Source organism: Polynucleobacter rarus (assembly GCF_003072505.1).
GTDB lineage: Bacteria > Pseudomonadota > Gammaproteobacteria > Burkholderiales > Burkholderiaceae > Polynucleobacter > Polynucleobacter rarus.
In genome coordinates this window covers 1350645-1376848 of record NZ_NTGB01000001.1, presented here as the reverse complement: position 1 = coordinate 1376848, position 26204 = coordinate 1350645, and the positions used below count along the sequence as shown (strand labels likewise).

General features: G+C 38.9%; 26 protein-coding genes and 1 tRNA gene. 10 read left to right on the top strand and 17 right to left on the bottom strand.

Translation table 11 applies throughout. The features are described from left to right. Positions 1 to 132: 132 nt before the first annotated feature. Entirely contained in the window at positions 133 to 498 is a 366-nt protein-coding gene (locus AOC35_RS06445; RefSeq protein WP_108646311.1) for a DUF3597 domain-containing protein, read from the bottom strand. A 127-nt stretch (positions 499 to 625) separates the two neighbouring features. On the opposite strand from AOC35_RS06445, the gene AOC35_RS06440 reads away from it, so the two are divergent. Next, positions 626 to 1597 carry a tripartite tricarboxylate transporter substrate binding protein gene (locus tag AOC35_RS06440; RefSeq protein WP_108646310.1) on the top strand — a complete coding sequence of 324 codons (972 nt, stop codon included), beginning with the start codon at positions 626 to 628 and terminating at the stop codon, positions 1595 to 1597. A 33-nt stretch (positions 1598 to 1630) separates the two neighbouring features. Here the strand turns inward: AOC35_RS06440 and AOC35_RS06435 are convergent, their stop codons facing one another. From AOC35_RS06435 to AOC35_RS06415, 5 genes are read right to left on the bottom strand one after another with little or no spacing between them, the layout of a single operon-like run. Beyond that, positions 1631 to 2044 (bottom strand): ExbD/TolR family protein, encoded by a 414-nt coding sequence (locus AOC35_RS06435; protein ID WP_108646309.1) that lies wholly within the window; start codon positions 2042 to 2044, stop codon positions 1631 to 1633. Between the two features lies 1 nt (position 2045). Then, complete coding sequence (locus tag AOC35_RS06430; protein ID WP_108646308.1) at positions 2046 to 2759, bottom strand: MotA/TolQ/ExbB proton channel family protein; 714 nt, start codon at positions 2757 to 2759, stop codon at positions 2046 to 2048. A 26-nt stretch (positions 2760 to 2785) separates the two neighbouring features. Next, complete coding sequence (locus AOC35_RS06425) at positions 2786 to 3499, bottom strand: energy transducer TonB (RefSeq protein WP_108646307.1); 714 nt, start codon at positions 3497 to 3499, stop codon at positions 2786 to 2788. Beyond that, positions 3499 to 4293, bottom strand: coding sequence for a glutamate racemase (gene murI / locus AOC35_RS06420; protein ID WP_108646306.1), 795 nt, complete (start codon positions 4291 to 4293; stop codon positions 3499 to 3501). Before murI ends, AOC35_RS06425 begins: the two co-directional genes overlap by 1 nt. A 32-nt stretch (positions 4294 to 4325) precedes the next feature. Next, positions 4326 to 5846: a fumarate hydratase gene (locus AOC35_RS06415; RefSeq protein ID WP_108646305.1), complete on the bottom strand. Its 1521-nt coding sequence runs from the start codon at positions 5844 to 5846 to the stop codon at positions 4326 to 4328. A gap of 226 nt (positions 5847 to 6072) precedes the next feature. Here AOC35_RS06415 and acs point away from each other — a divergent pair, with 226 nt between their 5' ends. The 3 genes from acs (at position 6073) to AOC35_RS06400 (ending at position 8930) form a co-directional block, all read left to right on the top strand. Continuing rightward, on the top strand, positions 6073 to 8058 hold the full coding sequence (gene acs / locus AOC35_RS06410) for an acetate--CoA ligase (RefSeq protein WP_108646304.1): 1986 nt from the start codon (positions 6073 to 6075) through the stop codon (positions 8056 to 8058). Between the two features lie 80 nt (positions 8059 to 8138). Next, positions 8139 to 8229, top strand: a tRNA-Ser gene (locus tag AOC35_RS06405). Positions 8230 to 8405: 176 nt separating this feature from the next. Next, the gene (locus tag AOC35_RS06400; RefSeq protein WP_108646303.1) at positions 8406 to 8930 is read left to right on the top strand and encodes a BAR domain-containing protein; all 525 of its coding nucleotides are present in this window, start codon (positions 8406 to 8408) and stop codon (positions 8928 to 8930) included. Positions 8931 to 8961: 31 nt separating this feature from the next. Here AOC35_RS06400 and AOC35_RS06395 read toward each other — a convergent pair whose 3' ends face one another. After that, the gene (locus tag AOC35_RS06395; protein ID WP_108646302.1) at positions 8962 to 10131 is read right to left on the bottom strand and encodes an ATP-binding protein; all 1170 of its coding nucleotides are present in this window, start codon (positions 10129 to 10131) and stop codon (positions 8962 to 8964) included. A 458-nt stretch (positions 10132 to 10589) separates the two neighbouring features. Between AOC35_RS06395 and AOC35_RS06390 the strand changes: the two genes are divergently transcribed. The 6 genes from AOC35_RS06390 (at position 10590) to AOC35_RS06365 (ending at position 17212) form a co-directional block, all read left to right on the top strand. Continuing rightward, positions 10590 to 11297 (top strand): outer membrane protein, encoded by a 708-nt coding sequence (locus AOC35_RS06390; RefSeq protein WP_211307488.1) that lies wholly within the window; start codon positions 10590 to 10592, stop codon positions 11295 to 11297. Positions 11298 to 11550: 253 nt separating this feature from the next. After that, positions 11551 to 14496, top strand: a complete 2946-nt coding sequence (locus AOC35_RS06385) for a mechanosensitive ion channel domain-containing protein (RefSeq protein ID WP_159077498.1) — start codon at positions 11551 to 11553, stop codon at positions 14494 to 14496. Between the two features lie 143 nt (positions 14497 to 14639). After that, positions 14640 to 14984 (top strand): STAS domain-containing protein, encoded by a 345-nt coding sequence (locus AOC35_RS06380; protein WP_108646300.1) that lies wholly within the window; start codon positions 14640 to 14642, stop codon positions 14982 to 14984. Between the two features lie 27 nt (positions 14985 to 15011). Next, positions 15012 to 15437: an ATP-binding protein gene (locus AOC35_RS06375; protein ID WP_108646299.1), complete on the top strand. Its 426-nt coding sequence runs from the start codon at positions 15012 to 15014 to the stop codon at positions 15435 to 15437. Between the two features lie 71 nt (positions 15438 to 15508). Beyond that, positions 15509 to 16939, top strand: coding sequence for a PP2C family protein-serine/threonine phosphatase (locus AOC35_RS06370; RefSeq protein WP_108646298.1), 1431 nt, complete (start codon positions 15509 to 15511; stop codon positions 16937 to 16939). Between the two features lie 48 nt (positions 16940 to 16987). Then, positions 16988 to 17212: a DUF3820 family protein gene (locus AOC35_RS06365; protein WP_108646297.1), complete on the top strand. Its 225-nt coding sequence runs from the start codon at positions 16988 to 16990 to the stop codon at positions 17210 to 17212. Between the two features lie 11 nt (positions 17213 to 17223). Here the strand turns inward: AOC35_RS06365 and AOC35_RS06360 are convergent, their stop codons facing one another. The 10 genes from AOC35_RS06360 to AOC35_RS06315 all read right to left on the bottom strand — a co-directional run bounded on the left by AOC35_RS06360 (position 17224) and on the right by AOC35_RS06315 (position 26200). Further along, the gene (locus tag AOC35_RS06360) at positions 17224 to 18192 is read right to left on the bottom strand and encodes a helix-turn-helix transcriptional regulator (protein ID WP_108646296.1); all 969 of its coding nucleotides are present in this window, start codon (positions 18190 to 18192) and stop codon (positions 17224 to 17226) included. A gap of 400 nt (positions 18193 to 18592) precedes the next feature. Then, the gene (locus tag AOC35_RS06355) at positions 18593 to 20362 is read right to left on the bottom strand and encodes an ABC transporter transmembrane domain-containing protein (protein ID WP_108646295.1); all 1770 of its coding nucleotides are present in this window, start codon (positions 20360 to 20362) and stop codon (positions 18593 to 18595) included. Between the two features lie 22 nt (positions 20363 to 20384). Beyond that, complete coding sequence (locus AOC35_RS06350; protein WP_108646294.1) at positions 20385 to 20864, bottom strand: glutathione peroxidase; 480 nt, start codon at positions 20862 to 20864, stop codon at positions 20385 to 20387. A 6-nt stretch (positions 20865 to 20870) separates the two neighbouring features. Then, positions 20871 to 21464 carry an NnrU family protein gene (locus AOC35_RS06345; protein WP_108646293.1) on the bottom strand — a complete coding sequence of 198 codons (594 nt, stop codon included), beginning with the start codon at positions 21462 to 21464 and terminating at the stop codon, positions 20871 to 20873. A gap of 75 nt (positions 21465 to 21539) precedes the next feature. Continuing rightward, positions 21540 to 22589 carry an NAD(P)H-binding protein gene (locus AOC35_RS06340; protein WP_108646292.1) on the bottom strand — a complete coding sequence of 350 codons (1050 nt, stop codon included), beginning with the start codon at positions 22587 to 22589 and terminating at the stop codon, positions 21540 to 21542. Positions 22590 to 22638: 49 nt separating this feature from the next. Beyond that, positions 22639 to 23379: an amino acid ABC transporter ATP-binding protein gene (locus AOC35_RS06335; protein WP_108646291.1), complete on the bottom strand. Its 741-nt coding sequence runs from the start codon at positions 23377 to 23379 to the stop codon at positions 22639 to 22641. A 17-nt stretch (positions 23380 to 23396) separates the two neighbouring features. Next, positions 23397 to 24062 carry an amino acid ABC transporter permease gene (locus AOC35_RS06330; protein ID WP_108646290.1) on the bottom strand — a complete coding sequence of 222 codons (666 nt, stop codon included), beginning with the start codon at positions 24060 to 24062 and terminating at the stop codon, positions 23397 to 23399. Beyond that, the gene (locus AOC35_RS06325) at positions 24062 to 24853 is read right to left on the bottom strand and encodes an amino acid ABC transporter permease (protein WP_108646289.1); all 792 of its coding nucleotides are present in this window, start codon (positions 24851 to 24853) and stop codon (positions 24062 to 24064) included. Before AOC35_RS06325 ends, AOC35_RS06330 begins: the two co-directional genes overlap by 1 nt. A gap of 25 nt (positions 24854 to 24878) precedes the next feature. Continuing rightward, positions 24879 to 25754, bottom strand: a complete 876-nt coding sequence (locus tag AOC35_RS06320) for an amino acid ABC transporter substrate-binding protein (RefSeq protein ID WP_108648744.1) — start codon at positions 25752 to 25754, stop codon at positions 24879 to 24881. 158 nt (positions 25755 to 25912) lie between these two features. Then, positions 25913 to 26200 (bottom strand): cupin domain-containing protein, encoded by a 288-nt coding sequence (locus tag AOC35_RS06315; RefSeq protein ID WP_108646288.1) that lies wholly within the window; start codon positions 26198 to 26200, stop codon positions 25913 to 25915. Positions 26201 to 26204: the final 4 nt, after the last annotated feature.

The window sequence follows — 26204 nt, the reverse complement described above, 5'->3', positions numbered from 1 at the left end:
TTTGAAGCTTTATGAGACCAATAATAACTTTTATCCACAACACCAGTTCATTGAAACTGGCTTTGTGTAGTGAACATATAGATTTGTAATCCCCGATAACAGATTTTGTTATCAGGGTAATTGCTTGAGTAATTAGTTCATCAAATTAGGTGAAACTTTACCGCCATTTTCAGCTAACTTCTTCATAACTTGTTTGATTAACCAAACATTCATCGTTGCTGTATCTTTGGTATCTCCGGTATATCCTAATTCGGTTGCTAACTCAACACGATGAGCAAGACTACTGTCTAAACCTAATAATGTCATTAAATCAACAATTGAAGTCTTCCAATTGCTTGGACGACCAGCTTTAGCAGCTAAATTGGTCAAAACTTCTTCAACATCCACTTGAGCTATTCCTGCTGCTGGGGCAGGGGCAGCAGCTGCAACTTGTTCCACCTGAGCGGCTTCTTCTTTTTTGCCAAAAATACTATCTTTAATTCTTCCAAAAATACTCATTTTTAACTCCAATTTAAATTAAGGAACTTTTATCCTATGCTATAAATATTTCAAAATATTTAGATGATTGAATTTTTAGTGCAAAATTAGACCCTTAAAATAAATTTTTACATATAGCCTTGAAATCATGACAATAAATTTGATGCGTTTTTTGCTTTTATTCATCGCTTTTTCTTTGAATCCTACCTTTTTAAAGGCTAAAGATTTCCCACAAAAACCGATCAATCTGGTAGTTCCCTTTGCGCCCGGCGGCGGAACAGATAGTATTGCTAGAGATTTAGCGAAGAACTTAACCGAGCAGTTGGGCCAAGCAGTAATTGTTGATAATAGAGCCGGTGGAGGGGGCGCGATAGGGGCCCAAATGGTAGCAAAGGCCGAACCAGATGGCTATACCTTATTGTTTGTGACTTCTACCTTCATTACCCATGCTGCCACTGAAAATACCTTAAGTTATGATGTGATCAAAGACTTTACGCCGATCGCAATGATTGGTCGTGGTCCATTAATGGTAGTTGCCAACTCTGAACTTGGACTCAAATCTATTCAAGATTTAGTCAAATATACAAAGACTAATCCAAATGGAGTTAATTTTTGCTCAGCAGGGCAAGGTAGTATTAATCACTTAGCCGGCGAATTATTCAAGCAAAAAACCAATTTAGAAATGACCCATGTTCCATATAAGGGGAGTGGTCCAGCTACCCTTGACCTTTTAGCAGGTAGGGTTCAAGTCTTTTTTGCCACGATGCCAACCATGTTGCAATATGTCAAATCCAATAAAGTTACCTTGCTAGCAATGACTAGCGATAAAAGGTCTAGCCTGTTTCCACTGGTGCCAACGGTTTCAGAGTCGGGTGTACCAGGTTTTAACATTACTACTTGGTGGGGTGTAGTTGCTCCGGCTAAATTACCCCCAGAAATTCTCAAGAAGTTAAATCAAGAAATCCGAATTGCTTCCACAAAAGAGCCCTTAAAAACAAGGTTAGTGAGTGAAGGGGCTACCCCATTTCAAACAGAACCGGATGAAATGCAGGTCATACTCGAGAAAGAGTTAAAGATGTGGCGGGATTTGGTAAATACAGCCAATATTAAAGTCAATTAATTTCCTTTTTACGACTTAGAGTAAAAAATAAGCTTAGTTAGCTTCAGTCACAAAACCGATTTTAGTTAAGCCGACCTTTTTACTTGTACTGAGAACCTGAGCAACGATTTCATACATCACTCGTCGATCGGCTCTCAGACTTACCTCTGGTGGTGGATTATTATTTGCCACTGCCTGTGCTTTTTGGGTATATTCGGCAAGAGTCACTATTTCATTATTCCAATAAATTTGACTATTTTTATCGATTGAAACTTGAATCATCTCTGGTTTTGCAGCGCTCACAGAACTACTTGCTTTAGGGAGTTCGATTTTGACTGAATGTTGGATGACAGGGAGGGTAACGATAAAAATAATGAGAAGAACCAACATCACATCCACAAAGGGTGTCATATTGATTTCGGCCATCAGTCCTTGGTCGTCATTGTCGGAAGAATTACTAAATGCCATATTAGTTCCTCTTATCAGCTGAAGTGGTCATCATGAAGGTATGTAGGTCCTCAGCAAAGTGTTTTAACTCGTTAACTAAGTCCCGGTTAGCTTTATTGAGCGCGTTGTAAGCAAGTACTGCAGGAATCGCAACAGTAAGACCCAATGCCGTCATCACCAAAGCCTCGCCAATAGGACCAGCAACTTGATCTAATGAGGCTGAGCCAGTTGAGCCGATTACCATCAACGCATGATAAATGCCCCAAACAGTGCCAAAAAGACCAATAAAAGGGGCTGTGGCACCCGTTGAAGCCAAAAATGCAAGGCCATTTTGTAAGCTCTTAATAATGCTATCAAGCTCTGATTTGATGGCACTTGCAAGCCAATCTTCGGCGGTTAAATGCTTTGATAAAGATTTATTGGTCACTAAAGCTTGGGTCGATTCGCGATGTTCTTGAGTGACGCGATAGGCTGAGATTGCTAACTGCTGAAAGGGGTTGATATCTGGTTTGGTAAAGTAATTTAAACCATCCTGCCAAGAAGTTTGTTTCCAAAATTCCCCCACTTCTTTGCTGAGAGATTTGATTTTCCAAAGGTGGATGAATTTAGTAACTAAAACAAACCATGAGCCAATTGACATGAGTAAAAGTAAGATAGCAACAAAGTGGGAAATAGTGTCCCCTGATGCCCAGAAGTGAGAGATGCCAAATTCGGATGAGGTAGTAGTTGGATTCATAATTTTTTCTCAGTAACTATTTTAATTTAACGGTTCATTTCAAATTTAATGGAAATTCCAGCACTTACTTTTGTGGGATTACCATCCACTAAGTAGGGGTTAAAACGAATTCTTGCACATAATTCCTCAGCAGCCTTATCTAGACGTTTAAAACCACTTGATCGAAGCACCTCTGTGCGAGAAACGGAGCCAGATTCGTCGATGTAAAGAATTACACCAACCATCCCTTGCTCACCAATGTCTTTTGAAATTCTAGGGTAAAAAACATTCGTATCCGGTTTATAAATCATTTTTAATTGGCTCAGCTTCACCGAGCCACCTTCAACACCTACATCATTTGTGCTGGGGGATTGCGAAGCTTTACTTACAGGCGCAGCAGTTTTTGCGTCTTGCGTGCTAGCCGTTGGCTCAGGCGCAGCTTCTGCAATTGCTTTTTTCTGGGGAGTTTCTTTGACAGGCTCTGGTGAAGGAGTGCTTAAAGGTTTAGCCTTCTCTGGTGCTATCGATAAAACCTTCGGTTTTGGGCTTGGTTTTTCAGGAGTTTGGGGCTCTTCTTTTTTGGGTGATGGAGGCTTTGGTGAACTTGGTGAGGGGATTAATTCTGCCTGTAACATCTCGATTTTTTCTAATACCGGCCGCTGTTGATCCTTTAGTTCTAAGATGATGAATAAGAGCGCATGCACCGCAATAATTGAAAGCAAAATGACTGAATCACGGAAGAATTTTAGGCTGAGCTGCATTAGATGATGATTGAAGACGCGTTAATCTGTATCGTTGGGTTTAGGGCTTGAATGAGTTGATTCGTTTGTTTTAGAATCAAATTAGAATCACCTGTAGAGAACAATTTTACCTCTGTTGCTCCTTTCCTGGGTTCTATTTGCGCTTTTCGACCTAATTGTTGAATAATTGCCGAGCTTGTATCAATCAGATGTAGTTGATCCCCAAAATTTTTATTAATAATAGGGATCAGAAAGGGGTAATGGGTACAACCAAGAACAAGGGTATCTGCACCGAAATCTAAAACCTTTTGCACATAATCAGTAATTAACTTTTCTAGTTCAGGATCATTCAAATCCCCCCGTTCTATGAGGGGCACTAACCCTACTCCGGCTTGGCTGATAAATTGACAATCGCCAACTAAAGAATCTAATAAATGCTTGAACTTTTCGCTTGATAGAGTACTTTGGGTAGCTAAGACACCAATCTTTTTTTTGGGGCTGATGGCTGCAGCGGGTTTGATACCTGGTTCTACACCGATGATTGGCGTATTTGAAAAATGTTCTCTGATGATTGCAATGGCTTGGGCTGTTGCGGTATTGCAGGCAACGACAATCGCCTCGCAGTGTTGCTTTTCAATTAACCAAGTACAGAGTTTTAAGCTTCTATTTGTAATCCACTCATCTGGGCGCTCACCATAAGGTGCATTAGCTGAGTCTGCTAAATAAATATATTCATGGCCCGGAAATTGGCGCAAAGCCTCGTTCAGAACTGATAGTCCGCCAATCCCCGAGTCGAATACGCCAATCTTAGTCAATGAGTAGCTTGGTTATATTAAATGATGACGATTTACACGATCTTGACAGGAATTTTACCAATCTTGACCTGCCATTCTTTTGGACCCGTATTATGTACGGAGGTACCTTTTGAGTCCACCGCAACAGTTACTGGCATATCTTTTACTTCGAACTCATAAATGGCTTCCATACCCAAATCAGCAAAACCAACTACCTTGGCAGTTTCAATCGCTTTAGAAACTAAATAGGCAGCACCACCCACGGCCATTAAATAGGCAGCTTGATGCTTTTTGATCGCTTCGATAGCCGTTGGCCCACGTTCTGCTTTGCCAATCATGCCGATAAGCCCCGTATTAGCGAGCATCATCTCCGTAAATTTATCCATCCGAGTGGAAGTCGTTGGACCTGCTGGACCAACAGCTTCATCACGCACTGGATCAACTGGACCAACGTAATAAATGATTTTATTTTTAAAATCAACTGGCAGTGGTTCACCTTTTGCAATCATTTGTTGAATCCGTTGGTGCGCAGCGTCGCGACCTGTGAACATTTTTCCGTTTAGCAATAGAGTCTGGCCTGGTTGCCAACTGGCAACTTCTTCGGGTGTTAAGGTATCAAGATTAATCCGTTTAGATTTTTCAGTATCTGCCTTCCAAGCAACATCTGGCCAATCATCTAAGTTTGGCACTGGGAGAATTGCTGGACCTGCACCATTTAAATGAAAATGAATGTGACGCGTTGCTGCACAGTTCGGAATCATGGCAACTGGGAGGGAGGCTGCGTGAGTTGGGTAGTCTAGGATTTTTACATCGACCACAGTAGTAAGTCCACCAAGGCCTTGGGCACCAATACCCAAGGAATTCACTTTGTCAAACAGTTCTAAACGTAACTCTTCAACTTTATTTTGTGGTCCTTTTTCGATTAAGTCATGAATATTGACCGGATCCATGAGGGACTCTTTCGCAAGTAACATCGCTTTTTCAGGAGTGCCGCCGATACCAATTCCGAGGATGCCAGGAGGACACCAACCCGCTCCCATTGTTGGTAAAGTTTTTAAGACCCAATCTACGATTGAGTCAGATGGGTTGAGCATGACTAACTTACTTTTGTTTTCAGAGCCGCCACCTTTTGCGGCGCAAATTACATCGACAGAATCGCCTTCCACAATTTCATAATGAACCACGGCTGGTGTGTTGTCCTTGGTGTTCGTTCTTTTTCCGGCAGGATCTCTCAAGATGGAAGCTCTTAACGGATTATCATGGTTCCCATAGGCACGTCTAACGCCTTCATTAACCATATCCGTGACACTCATCGTGGCATCCCACTGGACATTCATCCCGATTTTTAGAAATACGACGGCAATCCCAGTATCCTGGCACAAAGGACGTTTACCTTCAGCGCACATGCGGCTGTTTGTTAAAATTTGTGCAATGGCATCTTTCGCTGCAGGACTTTCCTCACGATCGTAGGCTTTCCCTAGAGCCTGGATGTAATCAAGTGGGTGATAGTAGGAAATATACTGAAAGCCATCAGCGATACTTTTAATAAAGTCTTCTTGTCGGATTATTGTCATAGTAGGGATTAAAGAGGGTTTATATTAATAAAAAGAAATGAAATGAAATTGAATAAACTAAAACTAAAACTTAAACAATAGATCAATTTTAATGGTTTTAAATCAAACACCTTAAAAACTACATTTTTACAAAAAATATCAAAAAATGATGGTTTATAAGGATGTCAAAATGATAAACAAAGTTGTATCCTTTATCGATTAGTTACTCATATTATAGGAGAGAAGCATGTCTGGAATGTCTCAAATGTTAGTTGAAGATCGCCTTTTTCAACCCCCTAAAGCTTTTTCTAAAAAAGCTGCTATTTCGAGTATGAAGCAATATAAAGCCATGTGTCAGGCTTTTGAAAATGATTTTGATGGTACTTGGGCGAGATTGGCGAGAGAGACTATCTATTGGAAAAAACCTTTTAAGACCGTTTTAGACGAATCTGAAGCGCCATTTTATAAGTGGTTTTCCGAAGGCACTACCAATGCTTCCTATAACTGTACTGATCGCGTTATTAAGGCTGGGTTAGGTAATAAGACAGCAATCATTTTTGAATCTGATGCAGGCGAAGTGACCCATGTTACTTATCAAGAATTACATGATAGAGTCTGTAAATTTGCGAATGGCTTAAGAGGTCTTGGGGTTGGTAAGGGCGACCGAGTTGTTTTGTATATGGCAATGTCGATTGAGGGTGTGGTAGCGATGCAAGCTTGTGCCAGAATCGGCGCAACCCACTCGGTTGTTTTTGGTGGTTTTTCTGCTAAATCCCTAGAGGAAAGAATTGTTGACGTAGGTGCTACAACAATTATTACCGCGGATGAGCAAATGCGCGGGGGTAAAAAATTACCTCTCAAGTCCATTGTTGATGAAGCGCTGGAATTAGGTGCAAAAGCAATTGTGAAAAATGTGATTGTTTACAAGCGTACTGGTTCTGAAGGGGTTCCTTTTACTCCTGGGCGCGATCATTGGATGCATGACGTCAGTGCCAAGCAATCAAAAAAATGTGAGCCAGAATGGGTAGAGGCAGAGCATCCACTCTTTGTACTTTATACCTCAGGATCCACAGGTAAACCAAAGGGCGTAGTGCACGCTACCGGGGGTTATCTTTTGTGGGCAAGTCTTACGATGCAATGGACTTTTGATATTCGTCAAAAAGATGTATTTTGGTGTACGGCAGATATCGGTTGGATTACAGGTCACAGTTACATCGCTTATGGTCCATTAACTGTTGGTGCTACTCAAATTGTTTTTGAAGGATTGCCAACCTATCCTAACGCTGGTCGTTTCTGGGATATGATTGAGCGCCATAAAGTGAGTATTTTTTATACAGCACCGACGGCTATTCGATCATTAATTAAAGCGGCTGACTTAAACCCTGCTACCCATCCAACAAATTACAATTTGAGTAGCTTACGTTTACTTGGTTCCGTTGGTGAGCCGATTAACCCTGAAGCTTGGATGTGGTATCACAAAAATGTTGGTGGTGAGAAGTGTCCTATTGTGGATACTTTCTGGCAAACTGAAACGGGTGGTCATATGATTACTCCTTTACCAGGTGCTACTCCGCTTGTTCCAGGCTCATGTACATTACCACTGCCAGGCATTATGGCCGCAATCGTAGATGAAGCAGGTCACGATTTGCCAAATGGGCAAGGTGGGATTTTAGTGGTGAAAAAGCCATGGCCATCCATGATTAGAACGATTTGGAATGACCCAGAGCGTTTTGTGAAGAGCTATTTCCCGGCTGATCTTGGCGGTAAGTTGTATCTTGCCGGTGATGGTTCCATCAGAAATAGTGAAACAGGGTACTTTACGATTACCGGTCGTATTGATGATGTATTGAATGTTTCAGGACATCGTATGGGCACGATGGAGATTGAATCCTGTCTAGTGGCGCATCATGATGTTGCGGAAGCTGCAGTTGTAGGACGTCCAGATGATTTAACTGGTGAGGCAATTGTTGCTTATGTGGTTCTCAAAGGATCAAGACCTGAGGGAGAGGATGCTCAGAAAAAAGCATTAGAGCTTCGTAATTGGGTGAATAAACAAATTGGCCCGATTGCCAAGCCTAAAGAGATTCGTTTTGGGGATAATCTTCCCAAGACACGCTCTGGAAAAATTATGAGAAGACTTTTAAGAGTTTTAGCGAAGGGTGAAGATATCACGCAAGATACTTCTACTCTAGAAAATCCTGCTATTTTGGAGCAACTTAAGCAGGCTGTTTAATTTTTAGATGAGTGAATTTGGGTTTGTAAAAGAAGAAATTCTTTGAAATTTGAAACTCAACGTATAATACGAAGTCTCACGGAAGGGTGGATGAGCGGTTTAAGTCACACGCCTGGAAAGCGTGCGTAGGTTAATCGCCTACCGCGGGTTCGAATCCCGCCTCTTCCGCCAGTAAGATGAAAAGTGCCACTTTTAAAGAAGTGGCACTTTTTTTTGGCTCTTCTTCATAAACTAGCCATTGAGCTGAGCTTTTATTGAGAGGCTCAAGATGATGTTTTAGCCCAAAAGAAAAATTGATCAATTTAAAAAAATAAATTGATCACCTTAACTCTATTAAAATTCATTGCATGATTAAAATTGTCTTCGTGTTAGTTTTTATTGTTCTTTGCTTTTTATTTTGGAGCAGGTTTTTAAGCTGGAATTCATTTTTGAAGCTTCTTCCAATATCAATTATTTCGGTTGTAATCTTCGCTATAGTAATTGGAGTAATCACAAACTATCGTGCACAAGAAACAAAAGAAATTGTGATTGATAAACCGCAGACTCTTGAATCAAAAAGAGACGATTTTGTTACAAGGCATCCTCAATACGCAAGAAAATGCGCGATTGCTGCAACTAATCCAGCCTATGATTGTTCATACGAAAATTTAAATTGGGAAAATTCAATCGATGAGGCGATTGAAGCGGAAAATAATAAAAAAGATCTGCCAATGCCACTCGTAGAAAAATTAGAAAATGATCGGATATGTCAGCATTTTATGGGCGAAGAGGCTTACGATGAAGAACGAGCAAAGTTCATTCAAAGTAGTCTGAAAAAATATTGCTCAAATGGCACTTTACGTTATTGGAAAAAATCAGGTTCTTTACACTAAAGGTAGAACAGGATTTACCTCTCAAGATTAATTAATTTCTCTGATCAATCTGCTTAATTAAATCTTTCCATCCGATGGCTTGACACTGATATCTCAAATCATTGCCTTCACCACCAAAGATAATTTGGGGGACTAAAGTTTCAGTTTGCTGGATTTTTTTCCAGTGCAACACATTTTTACACCATTCCATTTGGAACGTTGATCCAGACTTTACCTCGATCGCTTGTAATCCTAGAGCCGTATCACGAATGATGTCCATCTCAAAACCGGAATGATCCCGCCAAAAATAAAGGTCTATTGGATGACCTTGATTGAAGGTTTCTTTTAATAGCTCAGTAACTACCCAATTTTCAAATAGGTGTCCTCTTGATGGATGAATATCTAGTTGATTGACCTCTTTTATACCGAGCAACCATGCCATGAGGCCTGTATCGATAAAATATAACTTCGGTGTTTTAACTAATCTTTTTCCAAAGTTATTGAAGTAGGGATGGATAATTTTGACCACATAGGTAGCCTCTAAAACACTTAGCCATTGTTTTGCAGTAACCGATGAAATATCACAATCATTTGCCAAAGAAGATAAGTTTAATAATTGCGCAGACCTTGCAGCACAGAGTCTTAAAAAACGTTGAAAACGATTCAGGTCTTGAATCGCTAAAACATTCCTAATATCTCGCTCAACATAAGTTGCCACATAGTTAGAAAACCAATCATTTGTGCTGATTTCGCGATCATACAAAGCAGGATAACCCCCTGTTAATAAGAGTTCATTCAGTGAATTTGGTAAGACATTACAAAGTAATTCATTCCCTGCCAAAGGTAAAAGTTCTAGGCGACCAATTCTTCCCGCAAGTGATTGATTCATTTCTGACATTAAGTCTAGTTGAGCTGAACCAGTTATGATGAAGTCGCCCATAATTTTTCGATCATCTACCAGGGTTTGTAACCAGGATAATAGTTCTGGGCAACGTTGAACCTCATCCAAAATAGCACCATTTTTAAATCTTGCCAAAAATCGTTTTGGGTCGTTAATAGCGAAGTTTCGTTCATCTAAGTTTTCAAGGCTTACATAGGGTTTTTCATGAAAAAATGCCTTTGCTAGTGTTGTTTTTCCTGATTGACGCGGTCCAGTGATCGCTACTATCGGGAATCCCTTACTTAGCCTTAAGAGTGTAGAAGATGCTTTTCTTGGAATCATTAAGAATTTGTAAAATCTAAGTTTTAAACTTAAATTTTACACGAAAAGTAAAATATACTGCCCTGTTGACTAAGAATATTTAATATTTGCGCCTATCAATATTCCTTATCCATTAAAACTATCGAGAATCTCAACTAACGGTTGGGGGTTACCCCCCTACGCAAAACGTTTGAGAGCTCTTGAAAGTAAATTTTTAAGTTCCAATATGTAACAACTAAATTGGGATTGCTACAACAGCACATCCATGCACCATCAGAATAAATGTAAGGCAGATGAGTAGTTTCATAAGAGCTCCTAAGGTGAACTTTAAATATACTCCCGATTAACTAGCTGTTGAGCAGTTAATAGTGCTTTAAAAGAGAAACAAAAAATATACCTAGCTAAGTTCTTTAGAGCACTGAAGGCTATTAAATTTTGCCCCAATATGAATCCTTATCTAAAACATGAGGAGTATTGAAATGAAAAACAACTTAATGGTAATTACCATTGTTTCTGCAGTAGCAACAGTTGGAGTTCTTGGAACTGCTCAAGCTCAGTCAAAGTTCGAAGGTTTTTATGGGCAAATCGGTGTAGGGTATGAAAATACCCATCCTTCTCTCTCTTACGGCAATGTCAACGTTACAGGCACAGGGCCTTTTGTTGGAAGTTACCCAATGTCTTCGACAGTTGGAAATTCAAATAGTTTTGCAGGTACTGTAACTGCTGGATTTTTCTTTCCTGTAAATAAAGAGTTTTACATGGGCTTTGGAGCTGAGTATTCACCAATTGCGGGAAACACACAAAACTTTAGTGCAAATGGTTCCGGTTTGACAGCGAATGGCCAATACAACAAAGAAAACTCCTACAATATTTTTATAACCCCAGCCTTTCCTATTGGTGATGATGCAATGATTTATGCAAAAGTTGGTTACACAATAGCATCTGTTAAATCTCAATACTCTGGGGGCAACTCAACTACCGATAGCCTAAACGGATATTCTGTCGGTCTGGGATATAAACAGATCATTCAAGGCGGTTTCTACGGTTTTGGAGAAATTAATTATGCTAAATACGGCGACAAAACAATTAATCAAGTCGCCACCATCGGCACTTACAACTTATCACAAGACACCACTATGAGTGCTTCGACTTATAATTTATTAGTGGGAATTGGTTACAAGTTCTAAAACTGTTTCTGCAACCATTGACCCTCTGTATTTATTAAAAACACCAAAGGGTCAATGAGCATTAGATAATCACTCATTTCAATTAGTTCAATCAATCCCCGAAGATCTTTGTCTGCCGTCAAAGATTAAGCTTAAAGTCAAGATTTGTACCTAATAAGTAGCATATCTTAAAGACAATTCAGACCATGAGAATGTAACTTGATTAACTTATTTCTTTGTTAGAATGAGTTACATTTCATTGTGGAGTCACAAATTGACGTCTTTAAGATTTAAAAATCTATTAAAAACCAAAGAATATAAACCCAAAACTTTAGTTTATGCTTTTTTAGGCGTTTTATTGCTGTTGGCTATCCTTGGCTTGACAAGATATACTTTTCTTCAGAGTAATCACTCGCAACTTGAGATTGCCCTCATTGTAAGTTTTGATGATCAAAACGAATCTGAGTCAAAATTATTAGAAAAGGGACTCATCGATGGCTTGAATTCACTCGGAATGGCCAAACATTTCTTGATAAAAAACATCAACGATGACCAAACTAGAAACGGTTTAGCAGCAAATAAAACAAGTCTAGAGTCGAATAACTCCCTATTTACAATGGTTGGCCCCCTAAGCAGGGCATCTTCCTCAGATTACCCCGAGATTGCAGAAGAATTAAAGATCCCTTTATTAATTCCTAGAAGTACCCCAAAGGAATTTCAGGACCCAGAGTGGTCTTTCTCCATGCAACCAAATATGTTTACCAAGTCAGGCTTGGTAAATAGCGTTCTTTTAAAAGATATTCAGCCCAAGAGAATTGGTGTTGTTATTAATGCAGCAGATCGAGGCAGTCCCTACTTTACAGGGATCACTCAAACTCTACTAGATAGTAATATCCAAGTAGAAAGTACCGAATTAGTCAAATTAGCCACTTTGGATGATGCTAAATCTACTAGCTCTTTAGTCCAGTTTGATTTGTTATACCTGGATTTGAGTACTGATTTCGCAGCCGCAGTTGTCAAAAACTTGAAAGATCAAAACTACTCAGGAAATATCGTCCTTTTTGATGATCGTCTCAAACCGAATTTTTATCAAGAGTTTGCAACTTTCCCCAAAGAAAGGGAACGCCCAGGCTTTTATACCAATAACTTATTGATTGTTAGTGCTTTTTCTGGGGATGTAAGTAATGACCAAGGGCGCTTATTAGCTCAAAGCTATATTGATAAAAATGGTAAAAATCCTGAATCATCGTATGTCTCTGGATATGACACTGGAGTTTTATTAGCTAATTACTATAAAAATAAATATCAACTTGAGAAAAAGCATCTGACGACAGCAGAAGCTCGAGAGGATTTTAAAGTATGGTTGTCTAAATTAGAGTCAACCAACATCACCATGAGTAACTTTAGTGGCGATGTGAAGTTTGGAGTTACACACGAAAGAAATGTTCCTCCCCGTATTTTGAAATACAAAGACAATAATCGTTTAGAGCCCTATTCATCTCAGCTATCCAACATGCCGCCAATTCGAGTGGCTGACGATGATAGAACGATAGTTATAGATTACCAAGATCCAACTTACGCGATTGTTAACCATCTAAAGTACACAATTGTTCCAGTAGCCTTTACAGGCATTCACTTGCGTTCGATCTCCGATATTTCGATCAATAAGGGTATTTATAAAGGGGACTTTGATATTTGGTTTAGATCGAAGACTGTGATTGATCCGCAAGATATTATGTTTGACCCGGCCCCCGATGAGATTCCTAAAGCTGAGATTGTCGAAACTGAAAAATCTGGTGATATGCAATACACAAGGATTCGCTTTAAGGGCACTTTTCCATTTTATATTCAACCAATTGATATTGGATTGGGTACGATTAATGTTCAAATTCGTTGGTTCAATAAAAAACTAAATTCCTCGAACTTATTTTTTGTTATTGACTATGACGCATTGAACACTGGGAATAAAATTGATCCGATTTATAAGAAAATTAATCGTGAAGGAACGATTGATCCTTCTGCGGGTTATTCAGCGATTAACTCGATGCTTTCTGCTGCCGAGTCTCAATTCCCTTCTTATGGCAATCTTCGCACCATTGGCAATACGGATAGTTATTCCACCAGTTTATTAAAACTGACGATGAGCTCAAGTGGTGGTTTATTTTCTAAAGCTTCCATCGTAAATTTTTTACCTAACTTTACTTTAGGTTTAATTTGCCTTTTAATTGTGGCAGGTATTGTTGGCGTAAAATTCAGTAAAAAAATCATTCCTACTGTGAACGTCCCTCCGATCGTAGGATCTATTTTAGGCTTGGCCTTACTGTATTTTTGGGAGATGTTCTTCTTTACTAATAGTTATACTCAACTTCTCCCCAGAGGTTGGATGTTGTTGATTCGAAATTTATTAGATTTAGTCAACTACCTATTACTTGCTTCCATCCTATCTGATTTGGTTGGTGCGTTGTTCAGGTCGAGAAAAAACTACAGTGGTGTCGGTGGTACCATCATTAAAGCGATTCGCTTTATGATTTATGTGGTTGCCATTGCACTGTTTTATACCAATGTCCTAGAAAGAGATATCCTTCCAATTTTGGCAACCTCTTCTGTTATTTTGACGGTAGTGGGTTTGGCCGTTCGTGATGTGATTTTTGACTTTGTAGCTGGTATTGCTATTAGTTTTGATAAAACCTTCAAAGTCGGTCAATGGGTGAACTTTCAATCAAAAGAGCGCCGAATTGATGGAGTAATTGAACATCTGACTTGGCGTAATGTGATGATTCGTTCAAAAGACGAAACCAAGCACGTGATTCCTAACTCCCAAATTTACGCGATCATCATTTCAAATAATTCGATTACAGACGGAAATCGCCGGGTTGATGCTACTTTTTTCACCAATACGCATGTTGATATTCATACTGTGTATCAGGTAGTGATGGCAATGACTTTAGAAACCCTTAAAAAAATCCCAGGCGTGCCATTAGATAAGCCGGTTCGTATTATTTTTGAGAAGATTCATGCAGACGGCTTGCAATTAAAGTTACAGTTTTTCTTGCGCGATCGTGAGTCTGGCGAACAAGCGAGGTCTATCTTATTACATGACCTTCACTCAGAACTGGCAAAAATTAACGCTTTACCGGCAAAAATGGTTCAGAGTCAGGACTTTAGCTTTTTAGAAGACCAGGTGATAAAAAAAATGTCTGCTGGCGCAGAAGATTATTAAATAGGTCTATAAAGATCCTCTAAATGGGATGTTTACTCAAAATTTGTTCGTGCTTTAAAAAATGCATGTAACTAAAGTGTCATAAAAATTCATTATCATGAACAATGTATCCTTCTAACTTTCTTCTTTAAGTGATTTCTAAAATGGCAATTGATTTAAAGTATGACACACTCGCTAACGGTGTTACTGTAGTTAATTTAACTGGCACAATGGATGCGTTGGGTGCCCAAGCAATTGATTTGCGTTTTAATGCAATTTCGGGTAGCCAAACTAAAATAGTTGTTAATCTAGAAAACGTTGATTATTTATCTTCAATGGGTATTCGTACCATCATCATGGGCGCAAAAGTAGTCCAAAGAAATAATGGCAAGATGGTTATTCTTAAACCATCCTCAGATGTTGAAAAAGTGTTGACAGAAAGTGGTGTTGATACGCTTATCCCTATTCTGCAAGAGATGGATGCAGCTGAAGCACTCTTGTTAGGATAACAAGATCCTTTTCGGGTTTACTTTTATATGATTAGTCAAATAACTGTCCAAGGTAAACTTGAAAAGTTACTAAATATCAATCAATGGTTGGATAACCTGGCTGATCAAGGTGATTTATCCAAGTCGTCTCTCTTTGCCATGAAGCTGTGCTGTGAAGAAACGTTTATGAATATTGTGATGCATTCATATCAACCTGAGAATTTAGTAGTTCAAGAAGAGGATAAAGTTGTAAACCTAGCTGTAAAAAAATCCACAGAGGATATTATCTTATCAATAGAGGACAACGGATTTCCATTCAATCCTCTTGAAAAAGAAGAAAAAATAATTCCAACGGATTTAAAGGATGTACAAATTGGTGGACTAGGAATATCTTTGATGAAAAAGTTTTCCAAATCGATCCACTATGAGCCAAAAAACACCGGAAATCGTCTGATTTTCCAATTTCAACAATAGCAGTTGATTTTCCAACTGTCTATATTGAATTTATCAATGGGTGAAAATTTTTGTGATATTTTCATCTAATCATGAATATTAAATCAGCTTCTAAACCTCTACCTAACCATCTTCGAGAAATTGATTTGTGGGCTTCTGCCATTGATGTTGAGGCGCCGGTTTTTCAAATTGAGGCTGAATTTCGAGAGCAACCAAGATTGCCAGGTTTTATCCTTCTGCATGAAAATAAAATCGTAGGTATCGTTTCTCGTTCACGTTTTGCCTTTGCATTAAGTCGTCAGTTTGCACGCGAAATATTTATGAAGGGGCCGATTAAAGTCTTATTTGATTTTGATGTGATTGATAAAGATCCGATGATTTTGGATGAAAATTTGAGTGTTTCATCAGCAGTGCAAGAGGTACTTTCTCGTTCTTCACTCTTAGCCTATGAGCCGGTCATTGTGATGCATCAAAATACGCCAAAACTTTTAGAAGTTGATTTGTTAATGCGCTTGCAATCCGATTTACTTCAGGAGGCACTTCATCTTCATCAACGCTTGATCGATGATGAAAGAAATACTGCTGCTGAACTTCGGCAAACTATGCTTAATTTAGAACAAGCACGCGATCGATTACAACGGTCTGAAGAAAATTTAGAAGCCCAGGTTATTCAACGGACGCTGGAATTAAAAAAAGTAAATGAAGATTTAATTGCGCAGCAAAAGCAAATTAATGAGGATCTAGAAGTTGCTAGAACCTTACAGCAATCCATTCTGCCGAGCGTTTTTCAACAACATAATGATTACAAAGCACACGCATTTATGCGCGCTGCAAGAATGATTGGTGGGGACTTTTATGACGCCTATCAAATCAATGATCATCTGTTTGGTTTTGTGGTTGCTGATGTAAGTGGTAAAGGAGTACCAGCAGCTTTATTTATGATTTTGGTCAAAACCATACTAGAAGAGCAGGCCATTAATCATGCATCACCTGCCGCTTGTTTACAAAGATTAAATGCCCAGTTACTCCTTCACAATCCCTTGTCACTCTTTGTGACCCTGATTTATGGGGTATTAGATATTAGAACTGGAATTTTCACCTTTTGTAATGCTGGACATAGCATGCCGTATATTATTCGGAATAATCAAAAGATTGAAACAATATCGAATAAGTCTAATCCATTGGTAGGATTGCTAGACCATCCTAAATACACCAATATCTCAATTCAGCTCGGTAAAAATGATCGGATTTTGTTGATGACTGATGGCGTTACGGAGTGTTTTAATAGTCAGGCAGAGCAATACGGTGAGTTACGTTTACTTCATTTACTTGAAAAGACCCATGATATTCATCATATTGATGAGTTAATCAAAGCGCTAATTGATGATCTTGATCAGTTCTCGAATGGGACTCCTGCCTCAGACGATATTACAGCACTGATCCTTCAATATAACAAAGAAGCAGTAGTAAATACGAATTTAATTGATAATTTGGGCGTTCTTAAAGAACTGACTTTGCACTAGGCTAGTCACTCAAAATCCTTTAAATTTTTTCTAATTTTTCCTTTTAAGATGACCCCTGATACTTTAGAAAAATTAGTCAGTATGAAAATGCCTTTTGGGAAGCATGCTGGGCAATTACTATGTGATTTGCCGGCTAACTATTTATCTTGGTTTGCAAGAGTTGGATTTCCAAAAGGTGAAATAGGAGAGTTGTTAGAGGTGATGCACACCTTAGACCATAATAACCTTAAGCACTTACTGACACCATTGAAAACTAAGGATAAAGGCGAGTAGTTGAGAGTCAATTAATACTGGGCTAAGCTTTTTTTCATTTCTTCAACAATCTTTTCTTTAAGCGATTTAGGTTCAAGTACCTCTACATGGGAACCATGCTTGAGAATATCCATAATGAGTTCAGGGTCCTGATTAAAATCAAACTCAATGATTAGATATCCATCATCATCTACTGAAGAGACTTGATCTGGATGCCACAGTTCTTTTTTAATATACCTTGCACGCTCCGGATCAAATCGCAATTTTGCTCGCTGGGTAGATTTGCCGCTAAATATTCCATAGCTTTGGGTAAAGTGTGCATTTAGTTCTGAACTAGCAACCTCTAATGCGCTGACATCGCTAATCTTTGCACTAATAATCCCATCCAAAGAAAAACTACGTAGATCCTTTCTTAAATGACAGTGAGCATCTAAATACCAGTTTTCACGGTAGTAAATCATTTGTTGCGGACTAATGATACGGCTAGTAGTCTCATCTCTTGATTTGACATAGTACTCAATTTCAAGCTGCTTCCTATTAAGAAGTGCTAATCCAACCTCTTCAAAGTTAGTAATGGAGGTTTTACGAGAAGACATTCCAATAACTTTTATTCGCTGACGAAGTTGATTGGTTGAAGTTTGTGCACTTCCTAGTAATTTATCAACAAATGAGGCTAGTGGTGCAATTCTGGGACTAATGATCCCCGATTGATCTAGCTCTGTTAATAAATGTTGCATTAAGACTAAGGCGGTTAACTCTGATTGTGAAAACCAAAGTCCAGGTAAATGTTTTCTAGGACCTGCTGACGGAGTGCCAATCGTATAGGCTTCTTCACTGTGATCATATACGATGGGTACATTATATTGGTCACGCAGTTTTTCAATATCTCTCTTAAAGGTTGCTACTGAGACCTCTAACTTATCCAAAAAATCTTGCTTTGTTATATATTTTCGGGACATCAGCATGAGTTCAATTTCTCTTAAACGTTCAGTTTGGGCCATTTATGTCCTTATTTTTTTTCTTAAATAGATGGTTTTGAATTGAAAATCTTTACAAAAAAGATGGCAGGGAGGCAGAAGGTTTAATACTGTAAATTTTTGTAAATATTGTTTTAAAACTTATACTTATGTTCAGAATTTGCGTCAATTTGGCAGGGGTCAAGTTAAGATAATTTGTCAATTTACAAGATAATCTTAAACAATATTTTAAATTTACAACGAAGTAAACCCATAGGGGGTAATTTAAACTTCAATCAATGAAGTAAAAAAATGAAGGACTGAGCAAGCTTCAATGGAGAGACCGTTATCAAAGAAAAACTGGTCTTATCAAAAACACTGTCAAGAATTTAGATATGGGGTTTAATTCTTAAAAAGTAAATTCGATATAAAAAATCAATTTCGTTTAATCAGAAAACTGTAATTCAGCTAATGTCGAGTAGATGCCGCCTTGCTGAATGAGTTCATCATGCGTACCAATTTCGACAATCCTGCCTTGGTCAAATACAACAATTCTGTTTGCTTTTTTAACGGTTGCTAAACGGTGGGCAATCACTAGGGTTGTTCTATTTTGGGTGGCTTTTTCAATTGCTATTTGAATTAATCGCTCAGACTCGGAGTCAAGCGCACTAGTAGCTTCATCTAATAAAAGTAAGGCTGGATTTTTGAGTAAGGTTCGAGCAATCCCAATCCGTTGTCGCTGACCGCCTGATAAACGAATCCCGCGGTCGCCTAAAAAGGTTTGATAACCTTGGGGTAAGTTCAGGATAAATTCATCAGCAACAGCAATTTTTGCTGCTTCAAAGACTTCAGTATCCGTTGCTTCAAGTTTGCCATAGCGAATATTTTCTAGCGCATTATCTGAAAAGATCACAATATCTTGCGGAACAATTCCTATTATTTGTCGTAATTGATTTAAACTCAATTCATGTATGTTGACTCCGTTAATTTTGATCACACCATTTTGTGGATCATAAAAACGTTGTAATAATTGAAAGAGAGTCGATTTACCGGCACCTGACCTGCCAACAATCGCAATTAATTCTCCAGGCTCAATCGATAAAGAAATATCTTTTAAAACACTTTGAGGATTTGACGGGTAGTGAAAACGAATCTGATCGAACTGCAGAGAAACCCCATTTTTAGGAATTTGATCGAGAGATAACGGCTTATCGGGATTTTTAATATGAGAATTTAGTTTTAATAACTCTAATAATCGCTCGCTTGCACCAATGGCTCTTTGGGTATCACCCAGGACCTCTGCTAATCCCGCAATCGCACCCGCAACAATGACAGAATACAAAATAAATTGGGTTAGTTCTCCACTACTTAATTGCTTATCTAAAACAGCATAGGCACCCAACCATAAGACCGCAATAATGCTACAAAATCCAAACACAATCGCAATAAAAGTGAGTAGGGCGCGCGCTCTAAAACGCGTTTTAGCAGCTTGGAAAGCTTCCTCTACATAGCCCTTAAATAGAGTACTTTCAGCAGCTTCATTAGTGAAAGACTGAATGGTTGTAATTGCATTGAGTTTTTCACCAGCAAGGCCTGAAGCATCTGCAATTTTATCTTGAGATTTGCGCGAAAGTTTGCGCACCTTTCTGCCCATGATCATGATGGGAATAACGATGAGTAATAACATGGCAAATATCAATACTGATAAATGGGCACTAGTAAAAAACATCATCACCAACCCCCCTGTAAATAGTAAACAATTTCTTACAAACATCGAAACACTTGTGCCTATGAGAGTTTGAATTAAAACTGTATCGGTATTCAGCCTAGACAATACCTCACCACTTTGAGTCTCTTCAAAGAATTCAGGACTTTGTGAAATCACGTGAGTATAGACTTGTTGGCGTACATCACTAGTAATGCGTTCACCCAACCAAGAAACCAGATAGAACCGCAGTGCTGTAGTGACTGCAACCATAACTGCAATCATTAAGAGAATTAAAAAGGTACGATTGATTTGATCATAATCACCGTTACTCGGACTCACAAATCCCATGTCAATAATCTGGCGAAATGAGAGAGGGACCACAAGTGTTGAGCATGCAGCCAGAATTAAACTAATTGCAGCCAGAATAAATTCTTTTTTATAGGGCTTTAGAAAGGGTAATAGTGCTTTTAAGGAATTTAATCCTGAGGTGTTTTTTGCCGAGGTCATAGTAGATGCTTTTGCAAAAAAATTAAAGTAATTTCTCTATCGGAGTTCTTAATTTATCAGGAGCGTGCATCGAGCTAAACCTCTCGACCACTTTGCCTGATTTATCGACTAAAAATTTTGTAAAATTCCATTTGATTGCTTCAGATCCTAAAAGACCAGGGGCCTCATTCGTTAACCATTGATATAAAGGATGGGCTGTAGCTCCGTTCACGTCAATTTTTGACATCATCTGAAAAGTAGTATGAAAGCTCATCTCACATTGCTGCGCAATTTCTTCGTTACTACCAGGTTCTTGACTACCAAATTGATTGCAAGGAAAGGCAATAATCATCAAGCCTTGATTTTTGTAAGATTGATGTAAGACTTCTAACTCATTCAATTGCCCAGCAAAGCCACATTTTCTGGCAGTGTTAACAATTAAGAAAGGCTGACCTTTGAAATCGGCAAAACGAAATACTTGATCTTGAATTGTTTTTGCTTCAAAGTCATAGAGTGATGGCATGCGAGATTATTTCATAAAGGGTTGAACACCAATCAAAACACGGTGTAAATAGAACGCAAAGATAAGCCAAGCACTAACTCCAATCACAATCGCGGGTATAGTTCCCTGCCAGTTTGCTATGCTGGCTGATGATTGATTAGACGCAACGATCTTCTCATCTCGCGTGCGCGATGATCTAAAGTCGAGGACTGCCCAAATTAAAAAACTTCCAAAAAGAACCATTGCCGCCAAACTGCCATTCGCTAACAAATGTGCTAAAGCCCATATTTTTACAGCAATAATCATGGGGTGTTTCAGCTTAGCAAAAATGATATTTTTAGGTCTTTTAGAACTTGCTAGCAAAATAAAGCATAGGAGCATGAGTAAACCCGTTAAATGGCCAGTCCAACTGGGTGGTGACCATACGAGTATTCTTGATTCTTGAGCTAATGCGTAGCCCTTAATGATTAGGAAAAAACCAATGAGGGAGAGTAGGGTATAACTAATTTTCCAAACAGCTGGTCCACGTTTTTCAATTTGACTATTGGTCCAGTCATTTGCGAAAATGCGAACCGAATGCGTTCCGAGAAATAGAATCAAGCCTAAAACGAGCTGTGTCATATTGGATCTTTTTGTAAAATTTATTAAATCATCTTACCAAAGAAAGCGAATGTCCACTAGCATCGATTGGTTAAATCAAAATACCGAGTGTTCTTTTAAATCTATGCTCGTTTTGTTAGTAACTAACTCTTCATAAAACTCAAAAAGAGTTTGAGAGCCAGTAGACGGGGTCAGTTTTTCATCATATTGTCCTGTAATAGGATTCAAAACTAACATGGACTCTGTAGCATAGTAACGACCAATTTTAGCGAGTTCAGCTTTCTCTTTTAAACTCGGAATGATCGAACCTAGTATAGATAGAATTGAAATAATGACACTCATAAGACCAATTGGTACTCTGGAAAACTTAGGAGTTTTACCAAGGAGTTCAAATAATTTTTCACCTTGTTGCAAAGGAGTAACCGCCTTACCTGGACCGCCAATCGGTAGAATTTGATAATGTAGAGCAGAGTTATCAATACAGCTTACCAGGTATTCTCCTAAATCATGATCGCTAATAGGTTTGCAAGAGGTGAGTTGTCCATCACCAAAAATTAAGAAGGACTTACCACTCTGAACCCGCTTGATTTGCCCGGATAAGGATTTAAAAAACGCAGTAGGTCGTACGATGGAATAATTTAAACCTGAATTTGTTAATAATTTTTCAAAAGCTAATTTAGCCTGCTGGAAAGCAAGTAACGGTTTTTGTACGCAGATAGCAGAAAGCAAGATCATCTGTCCAACCTGCATTTTTTTTGCGCATTCTAAGATATTGGCATGCGCTTGATAATCAATCTTCCATGCATCTTTTGGAGAACCCGTTCTTGAGGCTAAACATGAAACGATTACATCAAAGCGCTCACCACAAAAGCCATTAGCTAAAATGGATGAGGAGTCTGATACATCCACAAACCGTATCTGAGCACCCTTTAAAAAAGGATATAAAAGATTTGGCTTCTCCGCACTATTTTGTCCTTTAGTTGGTCTGATTAAACAGGTCACATCATAACCTTGTCTCACGAGTGCTTGCGCAGTTGCTTGGCCAATAGTTCCTGTCGCTCCAAAAAGTAGGACACGTCGAGGAAGTGATACTTCAATAGAGATTGACGTAAGAGGGGATGCAAGACTAGAGAGAGGGTGAGTCATGTTTTCGACGGAGTTCGTAAAGTTAAATTACGCGAGATGATTGCATATCTTATTGTTGAATTATTTTGGATAAGAACTCTTTTGCTCTAGGAGACCTATTCCCTGAGTCATTAAAAAATTCATCTTTAGTACAGTCCTCAACGATCTTTCCTTGATCCATAAAAATGACTCTATCAGACACTTTTTTTGCGAAGCCCATTTCATGGGTCACACAAATCATCGTCATGCCGTCCTGCGCTAATTGAACCATAACATCTAATACTTCACCAACCATCTCCGGATCAAGTGCCGAGGTGGGTTCATCAAACAACATCACTTTAGGTTGCATGCAGAGCGCCCTTGCTATGGCAACGCGTTGTTGTTGTCCGCCAGATAGTTGGCCTGGAAATTTATCCTTATGTTCAATTAATCCTACTCTATCTAAATATTTCAAACCTTGAGCTATGGCCGTTGACGGATCTTTTTTCATTACCTTGATTTGTGCCAAAGTAAGATTTTCTGTAACGGACAAGTGTGGAAATAATTCAAAATTCTGAAACACCATACCGACTTGTGAGCGCAGCAGGGTGAGGGAGGTTTTAGGGTCGCCGACTGATATGCCATCCACCATAATTGAGCCAGCTTGAAAAGGCTCTAATCCATTGATAGTTTTAATCAAGGTTGACTTACCTGAGCCAGAGGGACCACAGACGACGACTACCTCACCTTGTTCAATATTGGTAGAGCAGTCTGTGAGCACTGCGAAGGAACCGTACCATTTGGAAACATGTTGCATTTGAATGAGAGGCATAAACTAAACCTTAAAAATTATCGAATAATAGCGACTTTAGATTGAATCTTACGAACGACTCTCGATAAACTAAAGCAGATTAAAAAATAGACAACAGCAGCTAACAGATACGCTTCTATCGGCCGGCCAAAATTTTTACCGGCCACTTCAAAACCTTTGAGAAGATCATACGCACCTATTGCATAAACCAAAGAGGTATCCTGAAACAGAATAATAGTCTGGGTCATAAGTACTGGAATCATATTGCGAAAAGCCTGGGGTAATACAATATATTGCATGTTTTGTGAGTAGGATAAGCCCAATGCTTGCCCAGCAGCTGTTTGGCCTTTTGCGATGGAACCAATTCCAGCTCTAACAATTTCTGAAAAGAATGCCGCCTCAAAAGCAATAAAAGTGATGTAAGCAGATAATTCAGCACCAATCGATTTACCAATAATACTTGGCATCAGTAAAAAGAACCATAAGATCACCATGACTAATGGAATCGACCGCATTAAATTGACATACCAAGTAGCAGGTGTAGATAGTAGTTTTTGACCCGATAAGCGCATTAAAGCCAAAATAGTCCCTAATACAATCCCACCAACTGTTGCAACCAAAGTGAGTTGTAAACTAAAGAGCAAGCCTTTTTGTAAAAAGTTTTTAAATAAATCCCAATTATAAAAACTAAAATCTAACTCCATTAGTGCGCTCCACTCGGTGAAGATAACAATAGCCCTGGGATTCTGGTTTTTCTTTCAATGATGCCCATGATTCGATTAACTGAGAAGGCCGTGATAACGTAAAGAACGGTAACAGCCAGATACATCTCAATACCGCGAGAAGTCTCTTCCTGAGTTTGCATGGCAAACATGGTCAATTCTGAAACAGAAACTGCAAAAGCAACCGAAGAGTTTTTAACGATATTCATTGCCTCTGAAGTAAGGGGTGGAATGATAATTCTTAAAGCCATCGGGAGAATAACGAAACGATAACTTTGATAAGTTGAAAGTCCCAAGGCCATTGCAGCTGCATGTTGTCCTCGAGGTAAGGATTGAATGCCAGCTTTTACTTGTTCGGCAATTCTGGCGGAGGTAAAAAATGCTAGAGCAAAACTAACTAATAAATAGGAAGGTACTGATTTTAAAAAAGGGAGCATCAACGGGATGACGTGATACCACAAAAATACCTGAACAAGTACTGGAATATTTCTAAAGAGCTCAACCCAACAGTTGGCAAAGTACAAACTACTTCTACCAATCAGTGACTTTCCTGGAAGAGTTCTGAGAGTTCCAATCGAGATACCGATGATTAACGCGAGGATGAGTCCAATAATGGATACACTCAAAGTCCAACCCCAAGCTTTTAATAACCAATCGAGGTAGGTCTGGTCATTGATGCCAATTAAAAGAGGTTGGAAGGTTTCCCCAAAACAGATTGGAGAATACTCTTCCTCTAAAGTACTTTTACATAGAATGGATAAGTCAAAGGTCATGAAGAACTAATGTGACCTTAATCAATTATTTTTTACTGTATTCTTCAGCGGGCTTATCGTTGGGGTTCGCCCAAGCATCTTTCGTATTTTGAGAAAGTTCAAGTCCAATTCTGACGTTTTTAGGAGGGATAGGATCTAAAAACCATTGTTGGTACATTTTAGCAATGGTGCCGTCTTTCATCATTTTGATGATCGATGCGTCCACGAATTTTTTGAATTCAGCATCTTCTTTGGGTAGCATTATTGCAATCGGTTCAGTATTCAATATTTCACCCACAATCTTAAAGTCCTTAGGGTTTTTTGACATTGCAATATTACCCGCCAAAATGGAACCATCCATTACAAAGGCGTCCGTTCTGCCTGACTCTAGCAATAGAAAACTATCCGCATGATCTTTACCAAAAACTTCTTCGAAATTGACACCATTGGCTTTTTCATGTTTACGCAAAAGCTGTACAGAAGTTGTGCCTGTAGTAGTGGCCACTTTCTTATTCACTAACTGGGAAATAGAGGTAATACCTGAGTTAGCTTTAACAGCAATCCTGACATCTTCAACGTAAGTGGTAACAGCAAATGCCACGTCTTTCTGGCGTGCGGCATTGTTAGTGGTTGAACCACATTCAATATCGACGGTACCATTCTGAACGAGAGGAATTCTATTTTGAGAAGTGACTAATTGGTATTTAGTTTGCAGAGGTATTTTTAATTGCTTTTCAAGATCAGCGATTACTCGTTTACAAATTTCCACATGAAAGCCAGTATATTTACCATCACCAAGAGTATATGAAAGAGCACCAGAGGAGTCTCTGACACCCATGGTAATTGATTTACTATTGGTGATTTTCTCCAGCGTGCTATTGGCAAACGAAGGATTACATACAAACAGACTCAAGGTTGTCATCAAACCAACCAGGGCAGTAGACGTAGGGGTAAAGGTTAATTTTTTAGTAATCATCTTAAAGACATAGTTTAATTTAAAGGAAATTTTATACTAGTGCGTTATCCAATATTACCTTGTTTTTAGCCAAATCTAATTTGTCAATGAACAAAATAATCAAATTAGATTTTCGGAAATGATCTCGCAGCCCAATAGATGGTTCCTTCTGCACCATATTTTTCAGCGTGTGGTGTTTCAGGTTCCATCGTAAAGGTGTCACCAACCTTTAAATGTTGAGTGTCATCTCCTCTGGTCATCCACATTTCACCCCTTGCAACGATCGCATGTACGGCAAACTCATGCGTATGAGTCTCGCTGACCGAATTGGGTGCCCATTCTCTAATAGAGACACTTTCATAACCCATCTCTTTAGTCCGTTGTGTGAATTCTGCTAAGCTAGGTAATGACATTTTT

What these genes read in the sequence shown, in the direction of transcription:
- AOC35_RS06445 (WP_108646311.1), bottom strand. Translation starts at nt 498, where the DNA reads ATGAGTATTTTTGGAAGAATTAAAGATAGTATTTTTGGCAAAAAAGAA.
- AOC35_RS06440 (WP_108646310.1), top strand. Translation starts at nt 626, where the DNA reads ATGACAATAAATTTGATGCGTTTTTTGCTTTTATTCATCGCTTTTTCT.
- AOC35_RS06435 (WP_108646309.1), bottom strand. Translation starts at nt 2,044, where the DNA reads ATGGCATTTAGTAATTCTTCCGACAATGACGACCAAGGACTGATGGCC.
- AOC35_RS06430 (WP_108646308.1), bottom strand. Translation starts at nt 2,759, where the DNA reads ATGAATCCAACTACTACCTCATCCGAATTTGGCATCTCTCACTTCTGG.
- AOC35_RS06425 (WP_108646307.1), bottom strand. Translation starts at nt 3,499, where the DNA reads ATGCAGCTCAGCCTAAAATTCTTCCGTGATTCAGTCATTTTGCTTTCA.
- AOC35_RS06415 (WP_108646305.1), bottom strand. Translation starts at nt 5,846, where the DNA reads ATGACAATAATCCGACAAGAAGACTTTATTAAAAGTATCGCTGATGGC.
- acs (WP_108646304.1), top strand. Translation starts at nt 6,073, where the DNA reads ATGTCTGGAATGTCTCAAATGTTAGTTGAAGATCGCCTTTTTCAACCC.
- AOC35_RS06400 (WP_108646303.1), top strand. Translation starts at nt 8,406, where the DNA reads ATGATTAAAATTGTCTTCGTGTTAGTTTTTATTGTTCTTTGCTTTTTA.
- AOC35_RS06395 (WP_108646302.1), bottom strand. Translation starts at nt 10,131, where the DNA reads ATGATTCCAAGAAAAGCATCTTCTACACTCTTAAGGCTAAGTAAGGGA.
- AOC35_RS06390 (WP_211307488.1), top strand. Translation starts at nt 10,590, where the DNA reads ATGAAAAACAACTTAATGGTAATTACCATTGTTTCTGCAGTAGCAACA.
- AOC35_RS06380 (WP_108646300.1), top strand. Translation starts at nt 14,640, where the DNA reads ATGGCAATTGATTTAAAGTATGACACACTCGCTAACGGTGTTACTGTA.
- AOC35_RS06375 (WP_108646299.1), top strand. Translation starts at nt 15,012, where the DNA reads ATGATTAGTCAAATAACTGTCCAAGGTAAACTTGAAAAGTTACTAAAT.
- AOC35_RS06370 (WP_108646298.1), top strand. Translation starts at nt 15,509, where the DNA reads ATGAATATTAAATCAGCTTCTAAACCTCTACCTAACCATCTTCGAGAA.
- AOC35_RS06365 (WP_108646297.1), top strand. Translation starts at nt 16,988, where the DNA reads ATGACCCCTGATACTTTAGAAAAATTAGTCAGTATGAAAATGCCTTTT.
- AOC35_RS06360 (WP_108646296.1), bottom strand. Translation starts at nt 18,192, where the DNA reads ATGGCCCAAACTGAACGTTTAAGAGAAATTGAACTCATGCTGATGTCC.
- AOC35_RS06355 (WP_108646295.1), bottom strand. Translation starts at nt 20,362, where the DNA reads ATGACCTCGGCAAAAAACACCTCAGGATTAAATTCCTTAAAAGCACTA.
- AOC35_RS06350 (WP_108646294.1), bottom strand. Translation starts at nt 20,864, where the DNA reads ATGCCATCACTCTATGACTTTGAAGCAAAAACAATTCAAGATCAAGTA.
- AOC35_RS06345 (WP_108646293.1), bottom strand. Translation starts at nt 21,464, where the DNA reads ATGACACAGCTCGTTTTAGGCTTGATTCTATTTCTCGGAACGCATTCG.
- AOC35_RS06340 (WP_108646292.1), bottom strand. Translation starts at nt 22,589, where the DNA reads ATGACTCACCCTCTCTCTAGTCTTGCATCCCCTCTTACGTCAATCTCT.
- AOC35_RS06335 (WP_108646291.1), bottom strand. Translation starts at nt 23,379, where the DNA reads ATGCCTCTCATTCAAATGCAACATGTTTCCAAATGGTACGGTTCCTTC.
- AOC35_RS06330 (WP_108646290.1), bottom strand. Translation starts at nt 24,062, where the DNA reads ATGGAGTTAGATTTTAGTTTTTATAATTGGGATTTATTTAAAAACTTT.
- AOC35_RS06325 (WP_108646289.1), bottom strand. Translation starts at nt 24,853, where the DNA reads ATGACCTTTGACTTATCCATTCTATGTAAAAGTACTTTAGAGGAAGAG.
- AOC35_RS06320 (WP_108648744.1), bottom strand. Translation starts at nt 25,754, where the DNA reads ATGACAACCTTGAGTCTGTTTGTATGTAATCCTTCGTTTGCCAATAGC.
- AOC35_RS06315 (WP_108646288.1), bottom strand. Translation starts at nt 26,200, where the DNA reads ATGTCATTACCTAGCTTAGCAGAATTCACACAACGGACTAAAGAGATG.